This is a genomic window from Streptococcus mitis, assembly GCF_003942795.1.
Lineage (GTDB): Bacteria > Bacillota > Bacilli > Lactobacillales > Streptococcaceae > Streptococcus > Streptococcus mitis_BJ.
Genome location: NZ_RJNY01000005.1, coordinates 1 through 14,806, shown reverse-complemented (window position 1 = coordinate 14,806; position 14,806 = coordinate 1). Strand labels below are relative to the sequence as shown.

The window sequence follows — 14,806 nt, the reverse complement described above, 5'->3', positions numbered from 1 at the left end:
AACTATTCTGAAATGATATTTCTATAAAGTAAGATAAATGTCATCAAGAATGATGAAATCTTAGGTATATCAAGATATTCAAACTACGTAGGTAGATTTATTTTGTTTATATTAGCCACGATTCTAATCATTAGATAAGCCATTTAGATAGACAATACAATAAACTCTAGCCAAGCTTTTTGTAGTAATTGAACGACTTTCATCTCAAACTCCAATCTGATAGTCAATCAATTTCCTATCTTACTTTCTTTTGTTTTGTACTTGTATCCTAGATAAAACAGACCAAGTAGAATTGGATAGGTTTCTGGATAAAACAAGGTGTTGATCGGATTTTTCATAATCAAATACGTTGCGATATAAAGAATGATCGATACGACAAAATACCCCTCAGCAAAACTTAATAAGAATTTTTTCATAGCAGACTCCTATTTAACTGATAAGAAAGGCAGGAAACTCCGCCATTTACATGCACAAAATCCTTTCCATTCAGATTCATCATTTATAGTTTCGATTATTTTTCTTCAAATCCTTACAAAAAATACCAAAATAGCCTGCGGCAATCAAACCTATTAGACTCCATTGCCAATCAAAAGATACTAGCGAACCCGTACGAATTAGATGAAGCGTAAGATTAAGACCTACTTCTAACAAAGGAAGTATAGTAGCTAGTTTAGGTAAGATTAAGGTTGCGATTGTTCATTACCTAACGCCCGCGACGAGCTAAATCTGAACCAAATTTGTAACCAGCCCCAAATGCGCTGAATGCAATAGCACTTAGACCAAATATAATCGAAATAGGCTCAATTCCTCCTTCGATTGCTTGCAAGTCTTTCTCATCAATTACTTGAAATTTATCCATTCTCTTCTCCTTCATTTCTATATATTAAAATGAATGTCATCAAAAATAATGAAATCGTTGGTATATCAAAATATTCAAACCATATAGGTAGGTTTATTTTGTTTACATCAGCCACTACTCTAATACTTATATAAGCCATCGAGCTGAATAATACAGTCAATTCTGGCCAATATTTCAGTATCAATTGTATGATTTTCATCTCAGACTCCAATGTTATGGCCGATTAGCATAATAACCTGCCGCAACTCCTGCACCTGCTGTAGCTGTAGCAAGCGCTGCCACACCTCCAATTAATTTCCAACTAATAACTNCCCCGCCAATAACAATCGGTGCAATCCCCCCATTCACATCCGTCAACTCTTCTTCTGTAAGAGTTGCAAAGTTCTGTTCCATTTTGTCAAAGTTTGTCATCTTTTTTCTCCTTATTTTTTTCTATATATCTAATCTTTAACCTCTAAGCCACTTAAATAGCCAGATTGGATAAATTACTGAAATCATTTTCTTCTCTCCTTCCTTTTCTTCTTACCTATCTATTCGAAAATGAACAATTCATTCATTTTTATTTTAAAAATCACTTAATGAACCACGTATAAAGACCGGTCGCATACATAAACATTCCTCCTTTTATCTTTCTCATCTCTTTATTCGCAATTTCTACTAAAAATTTTTCTTTTTTCTGCAAACAAAAAGCAACATGCAAATCATGTTGCTTTTTGCTATTCTTTACTTTTGACAACTGCTACCACATCTCCTACACTTTGCAGTTGGTCAATTTCCTCATCACTGATTTCAATTCCGAATTCATCTTCTAGTGTCAAGACGAACTCCATCAAGTCCACTGAGTCCGCATCTAGGTCATCTTTCAAACTCAAGGCCTCTGTTACGACAAAGTCCTCTCCCTGTCGCTCTTGGATAATGGTTACAATACGGTCAAAAATTTCTTTTTCTGTCATCTTTTTATTCTCCTGAAAATTCACGCGCAGTCTGGGCAACTACGTCTGTTTCTAGCATGGTACGAATCTGGCGAATCGTACTATACACAGCCTTGGCATCACTTGAACCATGAGTCTTGACAACCGGTGCCTTAACACCAAACAAGACCGCTCCACCAACATCTGAATAGTTGAGTTGCTTTTTCAAACCTTTAAGGCTATCCTTGAGAAGAAGAGCACCTAGTTTCGCTCGAAGACCACCACCTGTGATAGCTGTCTTAAGCAAGCCCATGATACCCATGGCTGTCCCTTCAATAGATTTGAGCACAGCGTTTCCCGTGAAACCATCTGCCACAACAACATCCGCAACGCCATTCATCAAATCACGCGCTTCCACGTTTCCGACAAAATTCAAGCTTTCATCAGCTGCTAGCAAGGCGTAGGTTTCCTTACGAAGGGGATCACCCTTGCTACTCTCTGTTCCATTATTGAGCAAACCAACACGTGGTCTCGAAATCCCACGAACATTTTTCGCATAAAAGGAACCCAAAACAGCGTATTGGTGCAGATGATGGGCTGTATTTTCCGCATTGGCTCCAAGGTCTAGCATGTCAAAGCCTTTGCCATCAATGGTCGGTAAGGTCGACATGAGTCCAGGACGGTCGATATTCTTGATACGACCTACAATGAAGAATCCTGCAGCCAACAAGGCACCTGTATTCCCAGCTGAGAGGACAGCGTCTGCTTCACCCTCTTTGACAGCCTTGGCTGCCAATACCATACTGGCATTTTTCTTCTTACGAATAGCTTTTGTAGGCTCATCGTCTGAGTTGATTTTCTCATCCGTATGGATAATGCTGACACGCTCTGTCGCCGTTAGATATTGCTTGATCTTGCTTTCATCTCCATAGAGTTGAACCTCAATATCTGAAAAGTCAGCAAGGGCTTGATTGACACCCTCAACGATGGCTTGAGGTGCGTAATCGCCTCCCATAGCATCTACTGCAATTTTTTTCATTTGTCTTCCTCTTTTAGTAATTGTCCCCAGTCTGCCAGGGAATCAATAAATTTCTTTGATTTTAGGTGAATTCCAACATACTCTTCGTAGATTTGGTCTATAAACTTGCGCAAGTCTTGCTTGATTTCAGGCTTGAGCGAAATAGTCTCCAAGGTCTCAAAATCAATAGCTTGAAATTGATTGAGCAGATAAGGAATATTGGGATTCAGATGACAACGTCTCTCATCTTCATGATAATGCTCTGGGCAGAGGCAGGCTCCATATTTAAAAGAAAAGTCAAAGGCCTGACCCACCCGATGGCAAAAGACACACTCATTAAAATTAAGGCTAATTCCAAATCGAGTCAAGATTTGAATTTCAAAAATATTGGTCAAAACCTGATAATCCAAACCCTCTTCCATCAACTCCAAAGTCTTTTGCAAAAAAGCAAACAAGGGAGCATCCTGCTGATTATCCTGCAAACTAGCATCTGCAAGGGCAGCCACATAGGTCGCATAAGCCATGACAAAGAGATCACTATTAATCTTGGGAAAGGTCATCACCTCATGGTAGTCTTCGATATAGCTGAGTCCATCATCATTGATTCGCAAGAGAAACCGAGCCAACACCAAGGGCTGAATAACAGGGGCCAGTTTGGACTGACCAGCGTGTTTGACGAAAAACATGCGCTTGCCCGCTTGCTCGGTAAAAATCTTGACTAACTTGTCATCCTCACGAAAGTTACGATTGTAGAGCACCAAGCCTTGACTCGTGATAGACTGAATCATGCTTCTCTCATGTACTCCTCAAGTCGTTTCATAGCCACTCTGATCATTTCCATGCTGGCTGCATAAGACAGACGCACATAGCCTTCTCCGTAACGCCCAAAGGCTGCACCAGGGATAAAGGCAACAGCCTTCTTCTGAGCAAAATTCTTCAGAAAAGCAAAGGAGTCTTGATTGTAACCCTCTGGAATCTTAGCAAAGATATAGAAGGCACCGTCTGGTTTGATAATCTCAAAACCAAGAGCAGTCATCTTCTCAATAATATAATCCCGACGCTGGATGTATTCCTTCTTCATAGGCTCTGCGTCGTTTTTACCAGCGGTCAAAGCCTCCACCGCAGCATGTTGAGCCATAGTGTTTGCGGCAGTAACCAAGTACTGGTGACTCTTGATTAACTGAGCTGTGAAAGCTGCAGGAGCAAAGATGAAGCCTAAACGCCAACCTGTCATAGCATGAGACTTAGATAAACCATTGATAATAATAGCCTGGTCTCTCAGCATAGTTCCCAAAGATACATGGGATTGCCCTGTATAGGTCAATTCCGAGTAAACCTCATCACAGACAACGAAAATCTCATACTTGCGTAAAACGTCTGCCAAGGCTTCCAACTGCTCCCGACTATAGGTAATTCCTGTCGGATTAGCCGGATAGTTGAGAATGACAGCCTTGAGCTTGTCGCCTTGCTCCAAAATGGCCTTTTCCAACATTTCAGGAGTCAAGACAAAACCATTTTCAGTCGTATCAATCTCGACAACCTCTGCCCCAACTAGATTGACAATTGGCTCATAACCTGGATAGGCAGGAGCTGGCAAGAGCACCTTATCTCCCTCTTCCAAAATAGCTGTCAAAGTAGCCGATAAAGCCTCTGTCGCCCCAATTGTAACCAAGATTTCATTTTCAGGATTGTAATCTAGCTGGTATTTTTCTTTTACAAAATCACTGGCTGCCTGACGTAATGTTAACAGACCACTCATCCCTGTATAGTAGGATTGGTTCTGGTCGATGGCCCGCTTAGCCGCTTCCTTAACATGATCTGGCGTTGTAAAATCAGGTTCCCCCAAGGTCAAACGCAGGACCCCAGGAATCTCCGAAATAGCCTGGTCAAACTGGCGAATCAAGGAAACTTGAATCTTGTCTAACTGTTTATTAAAGCGCTTGGTTAAGTCCATAGATATCCCCCTTGCTTACAGAACATAGTACTATTATACTACAAAAGCCTCCTGACCGCAAAATCCATCTGAAACCCGTATTTTTCACTTTCTGTTTTACTTTTCTTCTCGACAGGAGTATAATAATAAATGCTTATTTTCGGAGGTTTATATGTCATTTTTATCAAAAAATGGAGCAGGCATCTTTGCGTGCCTTCTCATTTCTATCATATCATGGTTCCTGGGAGGATTTTTCCCCGTCGTGGGTGCACCTGTCTTTGCAATTTTTGCTGGAATGCTCCTAAATCCCTTTCTCTCATCCTATAAACAACTGGATGCTGGATTGACCTTTAGTTCTAAAAAATTACTCCAATATGCCGTTGTCTTGCTAGGTTTTGGTCTCAATATCTCGCAAGTCTTCGCAGTTGGGCAATCTTCACTCCCTGTTATCCTCTCCACCATTTCAATAGCCCTGATTATTGCCTACCTCTTCCAGCGCTTCTTTGCACTGGATACAAAACTAGCTACCTTGATTGGAGTGGGATCTTCTATCTGTGGTGGCTCTGCCATTGCAGCGACAGCGCCCGTTATCCATGCCAAGGAAAAAGAAGTTGCCCAAGCCATTTCCGTTATCTTTTTTTTCAATATCTTGGCTGCGCTCATCTTTCCAACTCTAGGAACCTGGCTTCACCTATCTAATGACGGCTTTGCTCTCTTTGCAGGAACTGCGGTCAATGATACTTCTTCTGTAACGGCCACAGCTAGTGCTTGGGACAGTCTTTACCAGACCAATACCCTCGAATCGGCAACCATTGTTAAACTCACGCGCACCTTAGCGATCATTCCCATCACTCTCTTCCTCTCCTACTGGCAAAGTCGCCAACAAGAAAATAAACAAGGCCTACAACTGAAAAAAGTTTTCCCACTTTTTATCCTTTATTTTATCCTGGCCTCTCTCTTAACGACTCTTCTCACCTCTCTCGGTGTATCTAGTAGCTTCTTTACCCCTCTCAAACAACTCTCTAAATTCTTTATCATCATGGCCATGAGTGCTATCGGTCTCAAAACCAATCTGATTGCCATGGTTAGATCCAGTGGCAAATCTATTGTCCTCGGAGCCCTTTGCTGGATTGCTATCATCCTCACCAGTCTTGGCATGCAAGCATTGATTGGTACTTTATAATATAAAAAGGTAGCCCATGGCTACCTTTTTATTTCTCAAGAATTAAGCGAGTATGTTCTCTCTTGATACAGCGATTCATCACGATGTCATCGCATCCTCCAGCACGCAAGATTTCTTCCGCTTCTAGATTTTCAAGTCCTAATTGCGCCCAAAAAATCTTGGCATCAGCCTTGAGAAAATCACGCGCCACATCTGGCAAAAACTCGCTCCGTCGGTATACATTGACAATATCCACAGGAAAAGGAATCTCAGCTAGACTCGCATAAGCCTTTTCTCCCAAGATTTCCCCACCTGCAGCCTTGGGATTAACTGGAATGATTTTATAGCCCCGAGCCTGCATTTCCTTGGTCACTCGATTGCTGGTTGTTTCCTCACGATCGGACAAGCCCACTACCGCTAACGTTTTACTGGTCGCCAGATACTGGCGGATCACACCATCACTTGGATTGATAAATTCTTGGCTCATAGAGATCCTCCTTTTTCATCAGTATAGCACATTTTGAAAAGGCTTGCAGGTTTTGGCTATAAAAATCTCCTAGCAAGAAAAGAAACTTGCTAGGAGAACTATCTATTTCAAGTGAAAGTTTAGATTTTTTTCTCGATACTAAATAATGGAGAAAGAGGACGTTTTTCGTGGATACGAATAATAGCATCGCCTAGAAGATGAGCAATCGAAATTTGTTCAATCTTATCAATCAAACGCTCTTCTGGTAGGTAGATAGTATCCAAAACAACCAATTTCTTAATAGCTGATTTTTGGATATTGTCCATAGCTGGCCCTGAAAGTACTGGGTGCGTACAGCTTGCGTAAACTTCAACAGCACCTGCTTCAGCAAGAGCATCCGCCGCATGACAAATAGTTCCAGCTGTATCAATCATATCGTCAATCAAGATACAAGTCTTACCTTCTACTTTACCAATGATATTCATCACTTCACTGGTATTCATCTTGTCTACACTACGGCGTTTGTCAATAATCGCAATCGGAGTTTTCAAAAACTCTGCCAACTTACGAGCACGAGTCACCCCACCATGGTCTGGACTGACAACCACGTAGTCAGAGCCAACCATGCCACGGCGTTCAAAATAGTCCGCAATCAATGGAGCACCCATCAAGTGATCTACAGGAATATCAAAGAATCCCTGAATCTGTGCAGCGTGCAAATCAATCGTCAACAAACGATCCACTCCAGCCACTTCTAGCATATTTGCAACGAGTTTTGAAGTGATTGGCTCACGCGCTCTTGCTTTTCTATCCTGACGTGCATACCCATAGTAAGGCATGACAACGTTGACAGATTCTGCACTAGCACGCTTCAATGCGTCCACCATGATCAAAATTTCAAGTAAATTATCATTTACAGGTGAACTCGTTGATTGTAGGATAAAGACGTGTTTTCCACGGATTGATTCTTCGATGTTGACCTGAATCTCCCCATCTGAAAATTGGCGAACAGTCGATTTCCCCAACTCTATCCCAATTTCTTGCGCCACACGCTCTGCCAATTCTCTATTAGAAGAAAGGGCAAACAGCTTTAAATCAGAAAAAGACATGATTTCCTCCGGTATTTATGTATCACTTGTTTTTTACACAACATTTTCCATTTACCATTGTAGCGCTTTTTCCTTTATTTTTCAATCAAAAATAAAACAAGGGCAAACATTTATACCCTTGTTTTTACTATTTTATATTAGCTATATTAAAACTAAAAATCCTACATTTTAACAATCGATTTTATGCTAGGATGAAATTTTTTCGAGACAAAGTTAGTATACTTCTCTCATACTTCCTGTATCCACATCATAGACAGCACCTGAAATAACCACATCATCAGGAATCAGTGGAGATTCTCGAAGCAATTGCATATCCTCTCTCACACTCTCTTCAACATCCTGGAATGGTAAAAAATCTTGATCAGACACATCAACTCCGAGCTCGTGTTTCAACTGTTCATGAAAACTTTCATTTTGAAAGGTTTGAGCTCCACAGTCTGTATGGTGAAGCACCACAATCTCTCTAGTCCCCATTTGTTGCTGGGAAATCACTAGTGAACGAATCATGTCCTCTGTTACTCTACCGCCCGCATTCCGCAAGATATGAGCATCCCCAAGTGCCAAACCTAGAGCTTGCGCAACGTGCAGACGTGAGTCCATACAGGTCACGATAGCTACTCTGGTTTTTGGCTTCAGTGGCAGATTTAACTGCCCATGTAGGGCAACATAAGCCTGATTGGCTTGCATAAACTGTTCAAAATACGACACGATTCCCCCCTTGAAAATTTGATAGCCAAATATTTCTCCTATCTTATCATTTTTAAGAAGATTTGTCACGGATTATGCAAAGACCTTTTTCAAAACCTCCTGAATCGTTGTCACACCAATGACTTCAATTTCCTTTGGTGGAGTGATTCCTGTCAAGGAATTCTTGGGTACATAAATCTTGGTAAAACCCAGTTTTGCCGCTTCATTGATGCGTTGTTCGATGCGATTCACGCGCCGAATCTCTCCAGTCAAGCCCAATTCTCCCACAAAACATTCCTGAGGATTGGTAGGCTTGTCCTTGTAGCTTGAAGCAATGGCAACCGCAACGGCTAAGTCAATGGCAGGCTCATCCAATTTCACGCCGCCAGCAGATTTGAGATAGGCATCTTGATTTTGCAAGAGAAGCCCTGCCCGTTTTTCCAAAACAGCCATAATCAGACTTGCACGATTGAAATCAAGTCCTGTCGTCGTGCGTTTAGCATTTCCAAACATGGTTGGTGTTACCAAAGCCTGGACCTCCGCCAAAATCGGACGGGTCCCTTCCATGGTCACAACGATTGACGAGCCAGTAGCCCCATCCAAACGCTCCTCTAGGAAAACTTGACTCGGATTGAGTACCTCAACCAATCCGCCCGACTGCATCTCAAATATGCCAATCTCATTAGTCGAGCCAAAACGGTTTTTGACCGCTCTCAAGATACGGAAGGTATGGTGGCGTTCCCCTTCAAAGTAAAGCACCGTATCTACCATATGCTCCAACATACGAGGACCAGCCAGAGTACCTTCCTTGGTCACATGTCCTACGATAAAGATGGCAATGTTATTAGTCTTGGCCAGCTGCATGAGTTCAGCTGTCACCTCTCGCACTTGAGACACAGATCCTTGCACCCCTGAAATCTCAGGAGACATAATAGTCTGGATAGAGTCGATGATGAGGAAGTCTGGTTGGATACGCTCTACCTCAGCTCGAACGCTCTGCATATTGGTCTCTGCATAGAGATAAAACTCACTATCAATATCCCCCAAGCGCTCTGCTCGTAGCTTGATTTGCTGGGCAGACTCCTCCCCACTGACGTAGAGAACAGTTCCCACTTGAGACAACTGGGTTGAAACTTGTAGGAGAAGGGTTGATTTCCCGATTCCTGGATCCCCACCGATAAGGACGAGACTTCCTGGTACCACTCCGCCTCCAAGCACACGGTTAAATTCCTCCATCTCGGTCTTGGTTCGATTGACATTGATAGACTTTACTTCAGCCAGTTTCATAGGCTTGGTTTTTTCACCTGTCAAGGACACACGCGCATTCTTAACCTCGACAACCTCGATCTCTTCTACAAAAGAAGACCAAGCTCCACAGTTTGGACAGCGTCCTAGATACTTAGGTGAATTATATTCACAATTTTGACACACAAATTTCGCTTTTTTCTTTGCGATGATAAACCTCTTTCTAAATCTCTACCTCACACTCAATTACTTGGCAAAAATCAATCTTCTCGTCTGGTACAAATTGGCGCATGAGCATTCCATGAGCGACAACTAGCACTGTCTGGTAGTCTCGGTACTTTATCATAGTTTCCAAAAAACGCGCCTTCATCTCTTCAGCTGTCTCATATTGAATAGGACTATTAGGAAGCAACTCCCCATTGTTTTCTAAAAACAGAGTACGTGCTTTTTCGAAGTTCTCTATACCTGTTTCATAGACCTGCCATTCATGCAATAAGGGTTCTACTCTCAAAGGAAGGCCAGTAGCACGAACCACATAAGATGCAGTTTCTAAAGCTCTTGTCACTGCTGAAGTTACTAGCAAATCAGCTGATTGTAGCAAGGGATTTTGACAAAGTTTCTGAGCTTGTTGCCGTCCTTCCTTAGATAAAGGTGCTAAATCCATCCCAAAACCTGTATAAGAACGTTCCTCTAACTCACGGTAATCTGGCTCCCCATGACGTACAAAGATTATCTTCATCTTAATGCCCTGTCGATCCAAATCCACCAGTTCGCACGCCATCTGCCTCATCTCCATCTGCAATCAAAAATGGTGCAAAGACAGCCTGAACCACACGTTCTCCAACTTCGAGGACGACTTCCTGTTCAGTAATGTTTTTCATCTGCGCAAAGATATGTCCCTCATTTCCAGGATTTCCATAATAATCCCCATCAATGACCCCAACCGAGTTAATCAAGACCAAACCCTTCTTGCGAGGGTTTGATGAACGATCATAGAGATAGAGCACTTCTGTCGGCTGCATATAGGCCTTAACACCTGTCGGAACCAAGACAATCTCTCCTGGCGCAATAACCGTATGCACAGCAACCTTTAAGTCGTAACCAGCCGCATGAGCTGTCTCTCGTTTCGGCAATAAATTTTCATCTGTAAAACTCGAAACCAATTCAAAACCACGAATTTTCATATTTTTCTCTTTTCTATAATCATTTATTCTAGGCTATTTTATCTTATTTATTCGAAAAAAGCACGAAAAAAGAGCACACAATTCACATCGCTTAGGGCTGCTGGATTCCTCCCCTGACCCGCTTCACGCAGAACTGTTGCTCCACTATTTATTATACCACATTCCCTTCTATTTTTAAAGAGAAATTATTTTTTCCGTCGATTTCGGAAAAAATCCTGCATAATCGCTGCACAGTCATCTTCCAAAATTCCCGTTTCAACCTCTACACGATGATTGAGACGCTCATCTGTCAAAATATCGTACAAACTTCCAGCTGCACCAAATTTCTGATTCTTAGCCCCGTAAACTACGTTTGGAATACGGGCAAGCCCAATCGCCCCGCTACACATGACACAAGGTTCAATGGTCACAAAAAGCGTACAATCGAGTAGGCGCCAACTCTCTTCACTCGCATTCGCATTCTCTATAGCCATGATTTCTGCATGCATAACCGCCCGTTGCAACTCCTCGCGCGCATTATGCCCCCTACCAATGATTTCTCCATCCTTGACAATCACACAGCCAATTGGAATTTCATCGTGTTCCAGAGCAATTTCTGCCTCCTTCAAGGCCTCTCTCATAAAGGCTTCTTTTTCTTCAACTGTATAATTCATCGTTCTTCTCTTTTCCTACTTGTCGATTTTATTATTATATCATGATTCTCAACACAAAAAAAGCCACCGAACGCGGTGACTTAATAGGGAGATTATTATGAAAAAGAAAAGTTTAGGATATTTGTTACAACAAGTTAGGAGGTCTTCTTGTAACTGTCTATAGTATACCCGACTTCTCTTAAACTAATCTTAAAAATTTCCTATGACCAAACACTTTCTAAAATATTAGTTTGTTCACGACCAGGACCTACTGAGAATGTTGAGATGCGAACACCAACCAACTCACTTACACGACGAACATAGTTGCGTGCATTTTCAGGAAGGTCTTCTAAATTACGGACTCCAGTGATGTCTTCTGACCAACCTGGCAATTCCTCATAGATAGGCTTGCAACGTTTCAACTGCTCAAGGCTAGCTGGATAGTAATCGATACGTAGTCCATCAAGATCATAGGCCACACAGATTTTCACTGTATCCAAACCACTCAAAACATCAATAGAGTTCAATGAAAGATTTGTAATCCCAGATACACGGCGGCTATGACGCATCACAACTGAGTCAAACCAACCTACTCGACGTGGACGGCCAGTTGTTGTACCGTATTCATGACCTACTTCACGGATGCGATCTCCCACTTCATCAAACAATTCAGTTGGGAAAGGTCCATCTCCTACACGACTTGTGTAGGCTTTACAAACACCTACAACCTTGTCAATCTTACTTGGACCAACTCCAGACCCAATTGTCACACCACCAGCGACAGGATTTGACGACGTAACAAATGGATAAGTCCCTTGATCAATATCCAACATAACACCTTGCGCACCTTCAAACAGCACACGTTTGCCATTATCAAGCGCATCGTTCAAGATAACAGAAGTATCTGTCACGTATTGCTTGATTTGTTGACCATACTCATAATACTCTTCAAAAATATCACCAACTGAAATAGGTTCACTATCATACAATTTTTCAAACAAACGATTCTTTTCCGCAAGATTACGTTCTAAACGCTCACGAAAAATGTCTTTATCCAAAAGATCCGCAATACGAATACCGACACGAGCTGCCTTGTCCATATAGGCTGGACCAATACCTTTGATAGTTGTCCCGATTTTATTGTCGCCCTTAGCTTCCTCTTGCAGACGGTCTAATTCAATATGATATGGCAAAATGACATGCGCACGGTCCGAAATGCGCAAATTATCTGTTGTCACACCTTCTTCATGAAGATAGCTCAACTCTTTTACTAGAGATTTAGGGTTTACAACCATCCCATTCCCGATGACAGAAATCTTTTCAGGGAAGAAAATACCTGATGGAATCAAGTGCAACTTAAATTTCTTGCCATCAATCACAATTGTGTGACCAGCATTGTCACCACCTTGATAACGAGCAATCACTTCTGCATTAGCTGAAAGAAAATCTGTAATTTTTCCTTTACCTTCATCGCCCCATTGGGTACCTACAACAACAACTGAAGTCATAATAAAATTCGTCTGAGCTACTAGGAGCTCGTCCTTTCTCATATACATGGCAGGAATTTCACCCGCAATTATATCTTACAATTTATTATAAGAAAAAAACACTATTTTATCAAGAAGAAACAGTAGAAAAGATTTGGAATTTCTGTAAATAACAAAATTCAAAACCTTAAAAATTAAACAAAATCCTAAAAATATAAAATCAATACAGATTATTGTTCGTGATATATGATTTATGAGTTTCTTATTGGATAAGAGTTGTACCACCTTGCAGTAATTTATCTAGATATAGGCGATAAGCTGTTTTAAAGTGATATAGTGAAAAGTCCCTATCACTTTTTATTTTAAATCGGATTAAATAATATAGTAAAAACCGAAGATGAAGTGATTCCCACTCAGCACAACTCTGGCCTAAAGAGGTATATTCTTGTTCAACTAGTTTCAAAAAGACAAATGCTCGATCATAAAATTTCTGAAGCATATAAAAATTCCCTTTCTTATTAGTAACACTAGTCTAACAAAAATATAAACTAAAAAAACTTCAAATCCTATAAATGAAGAATTTAAAGCTAAACAAACTAAAAGTAAAATAAAGATGTAATTATAGGTACAAAAATTAAGATTTAGATTTTCAACTGTCTACTCCACTTATAAATCAGGCTCTATAATATTTGTAGTGGGTAAATCCCCTATGGATATTATGGAGCCTGATTTGTGTAGAAAAAAAGTCCCATAAGACCTATAATGAAAAGCGACCAAACCATCATTAGAAAGAATCATATGGAACCATCACATTTTATCACAAAACTACTCGATATTAAAGGCCCTAATATCCAAATTATGGATGTTGTTAATAGCTGTACACACAAAGAAATCATCGCTAAACTGGATTACGATGCCCCATCTTGTTCTAATTGCGGAAGTCAAATGAAGAAATATGATTTTCAAAAGCCTTCTAAAATTCCTTACCTCGAAACGACTGGTATGCCTACCAGAATCCTCCTTAAAAAGCGTCGTTTTAAGTGCTATCATTGTTCGAAAATGATGGTCACTGAAACATCTCTCGTCAAGAAAAATCACCAAATCCCTCGTATCATCAACTAAAAAATTGCTCAGAAGTTGATTAAAAAGACTTCTATGACTGATGTTGCTCATCAGTTGGCCATTTCAACTTCAACTGTCATTCGCAAGCTCAATGACTTCCGTTTTAAGCATAATTTTTCTCATCTTCCAGAGATTATGTCCTGGGATGAGTATGCCTTCACTAAGGGCAAGATGAGTTTCATTGCACAAGATTTTGAAAAGCTCGACATCATCACTGTTCTTGAAGGAAGAACACAAGCTATCATCCAAAATCACTTTCTTCGCTACAAGCGAGCTGTTCGTTGTCAGGTAAAAATCATTACGATGGATATGTTTAGCCCCTACTACGATATTGCCAGAAAACTTTTTCCTAACGCTAAAATCGTTCTCGACCGATTTCACATTGTACAACATCTCAGTCGTGCTATGATTCGTTTGCATGTTCAAATCATGAACCAATTCGATAGAAAATCCCATGAATACAAGGCTATCAAACGTTACTGGAAGCTCATCCAGCAGGATAGTCGTAAATTGAGTGATAAGCGATTTTATCTCCCTGAACATCAAAAAAGAAAGGATAAAATTTGTCCTTTCTAGATCTTAGCTTTTCTTCAACCCACTACAGTTGACAAAGAGCAATAAAAAAACATTCAATGAACGTTTTTGTCAGTACTCCGCCAGTAGGACTCGAACCTACGACATCATGATTAACAGTCATGCGCTACTACCAACTGAGCTATGGCGGATAAAAGCTAAGCGACTTCCATATCTCACAGGGGGCAACCCCCAACTACTTCCGGCGTTCTAGGGCTTAACTACTGTGTTCGGCATGGGTACAGGTGTATCTCCTAGGCTATCGTCACTTAACTCTGAGTAATACCTACTCAAAATTGAATATCTATCAAATAATTAGAAAACCTCACGCTTCGTATTCTCAGTTACTTTGGATAAGTCCTCGAGCTAAGTCCTCGAGCTATTAGTATTAGTCCGCTACATGTGTCGCCACACTTCC

The 14,806-nt window shown here is 41.0% G+C and carries 18 protein-coding genes, 1 tRNA gene, 1 rRNA gene, 1 other RNA gene and 1 pseudogene; 2 read left to right on the top strand and 20 right to left on the bottom strand.

What is annotated here, in order from left to right:
- Positions 1-227: 227 nt before the first annotated feature.
- From D8847_RS03465 to D8847_RS03425, 8 genes are all read right to left on the bottom strand, one after another.
- Positions 228-416 carry a hypothetical protein gene (locus D8847_RS03465; protein WP_125840618.1) on the bottom strand — a complete coding sequence of 63 codons (189 nt, stop codon included), beginning with the start codon at positions 414-416 and terminating at the stop codon, positions 228-230.
- Between the two features lie 287 nt (positions 417-703).
- The gene (locus D8847_RS03455) at positions 704-859 is read right to left on the bottom strand and encodes a smi_0061 family bacteriocin-like peptide (protein ID WP_000357247.1); all 156 of its coding nucleotides are present in this window, start codon (positions 857-859) and stop codon (positions 704-706) included.
- Positions 852-1,058 (bottom strand): hypothetical protein, encoded by a 207-nt coding sequence (locus D8847_RS03450; RefSeq protein ID WP_061420154.1) that lies wholly within the window; start codon positions 1,056-1,058, stop codon positions 852-854. The genes D8847_RS03455 and D8847_RS03450 overlap by 8 nt, the downstream gene beginning before the upstream one ends.
- A 14-nt stretch (positions 1,059-1,072) precedes the next feature.
- On the bottom strand, positions 1,073-1,270 hold the full coding sequence (locus D8847_RS03445; protein ID WP_125840617.1) for a class IIb bacteriocin, lactobin A/cerein 7B family: 198 nt from the start codon (positions 1,268-1,270) through the stop codon (positions 1,073-1,075).
- A gap of 305 nt (positions 1,271-1,575) precedes the next feature.
- Entirely contained in the window at positions 1,576-1,812 is a 237-nt protein-coding gene (locus tag D8847_RS03440; protein ID WP_000136441.1) for an acyl carrier protein, read from the bottom strand.
- 4 nt (positions 1,813-1,816) lie between these two features.
- Positions 1,817-2,809 (bottom strand): phosphate acyltransferase PlsX, encoded by a 993-nt coding sequence (plsX, locus tag D8847_RS03435; RefSeq protein ID WP_125441850.1) that lies wholly within the window; start codon positions 2,807-2,809, stop codon positions 1,817-1,819.
- On the bottom strand, positions 2,806-3,576 hold the full coding sequence (gene recO, locus D8847_RS03430) for a DNA repair protein RecO (RefSeq protein WP_125840616.1): 771 nt from the start codon (positions 3,574-3,576) through the stop codon (positions 2,806-2,808). Before recO ends, plsX begins: the two co-directional genes overlap by 4 nt.
- On the bottom strand, positions 3,573-4,742 hold the full coding sequence (locus D8847_RS03425; RefSeq protein WP_125840615.1) for a pyridoxal phosphate-dependent aminotransferase: 1,170 nt from the start codon (positions 4,740-4,742) through the stop codon (positions 3,573-3,575). The genes recO and D8847_RS03425 overlap by 4 nt, the downstream gene beginning before the upstream one ends.
- A 151-nt stretch (positions 4,743-4,893) precedes the next feature.
- On the opposite strand from D8847_RS03425, the gene D8847_RS03420 reads away from it, so the two are divergent.
- On the top strand, positions 4,894-5,904 hold the full coding sequence (locus D8847_RS03420; protein ID WP_125840614.1) for a YeiH family protein: 1,011 nt from the start codon (positions 4,894-4,896) through the stop codon (positions 5,902-5,904).
- 28 nt (positions 5,905-5,932) lie between these two features.
- Here D8847_RS03420 and D8847_RS03415 read toward each other — a convergent pair whose 3' ends face one another.
- The 10 genes from D8847_RS03415 to comW form a co-directional block, all read right to left on the bottom strand.
- On the bottom strand, positions 5,933-6,370 hold the full coding sequence (locus D8847_RS03415; protein ID WP_000076476.1) for a CoA-binding protein: 438 nt from the start codon (positions 6,368-6,370) through the stop codon (positions 5,933-5,935).
- Between the two features lie 119 nt (positions 6,371-6,489).
- On the bottom strand, positions 6,490-7,458 hold the full coding sequence (locus tag D8847_RS03410; protein WP_000010181.1) for a ribose-phosphate diphosphokinase: 969 nt from the start codon (positions 7,456-7,458) through the stop codon (positions 6,490-6,492).
- A 213-nt stretch (positions 7,459-7,671) separates the two neighbouring features.
- Positions 7,672-8,166, bottom strand: coding sequence for a beta-class carbonic anhydrase (locus D8847_RS03405; protein ID WP_185756296.1), 495 nt, complete (start codon positions 8,164-8,166; stop codon positions 7,672-7,674).
- A gap of 72 nt (positions 8,167-8,238) precedes the next feature.
- Entirely contained in the window at positions 8,239-9,600 is a 1,362-nt protein-coding gene (radA, locus tag D8847_RS03400) for a DNA repair protein RadA (protein ID WP_125840612.1), read from the bottom strand.
- A 13-nt stretch (positions 9,601-9,613) separates the two neighbouring features.
- On the bottom strand, positions 9,614-10,171 hold the full coding sequence (locus D8847_RS03395) for a histidine phosphatase family protein (RefSeq protein WP_185757913.1): 558 nt from the start codon (positions 10,169-10,171) through the stop codon (positions 9,614-9,616).
- A complete protein-coding gene (locus D8847_RS03390) occupies positions 10,131-10,574 on the bottom strand; it encodes a dUTP diphosphatase (protein WP_125840610.1) in 444 nt (147 codons plus the stop codon). Before D8847_RS03390 ends, D8847_RS03395 begins: the two co-directional genes overlap by 41 nt.
- 59 nt (positions 10,575-10,633) lie before the next feature.
- Positions 10,634-10,727, bottom strand: an RNA gene (gene ffs / locus D8847_RS03385) — signal recognition particle sRNA small type.
- Between the two features lie 32 nt (positions 10,728-10,759).
- Positions 10,760-11,227, bottom strand: coding sequence for a tRNA adenosine(34) deaminase TadA (gene tadA, locus D8847_RS03380; protein WP_125840609.1), 468 nt, complete (start codon positions 11,225-11,227; stop codon positions 10,760-10,762).
- A 200-nt stretch (positions 11,228-11,427) separates the two neighbouring features.
- Positions 11,428-12,714 carry an adenylosuccinate synthase gene (locus D8847_RS03375; protein WP_125840608.1) on the bottom strand — a complete coding sequence of 429 codons (1,287 nt, stop codon included), beginning with the start codon at positions 12,712-12,714 and terminating at the stop codon, positions 11,428-11,430.
- 241 nt (positions 12,715-12,955) lie between these two features.
- On the bottom strand, positions 12,956-13,192 hold the full coding sequence (gene comW / locus D8847_RS10685; RefSeq protein WP_125840607.1) for a sigma(X)-activator ComW: 237 nt from the start codon (positions 13,190-13,192) through the stop codon (positions 12,956-12,958).
- Between the two features lie 299 nt (positions 13,193-13,491).
- On the opposite strand from comW, the pseudogene D8847_RS03365 reads away from it, so the two are divergent.
- Positions 13,492-14,352: pseudogene (locus D8847_RS03365) on the top strand (ISL3 family transposase); the annotation flags it as partial.
- Between the two features lie 114 nt (positions 14,353-14,466).
- On the opposite strand, the gene D8847_RS03360 reads toward D8847_RS03365, so the two are convergent.
- Positions 14,467-14,540, bottom strand: a tRNA-Asn gene (locus D8847_RS03360).
- Positions 14,541-14,545: 5 nt separating this feature from the next.
- Positions 14,546-14,661: ribosomal RNA gene (gene rrf, locus D8847_RS03355) — 5S ribosomal RNA — on the bottom strand.
- Positions 14,662-14,806 lie beyond the last annotated feature (145 nt).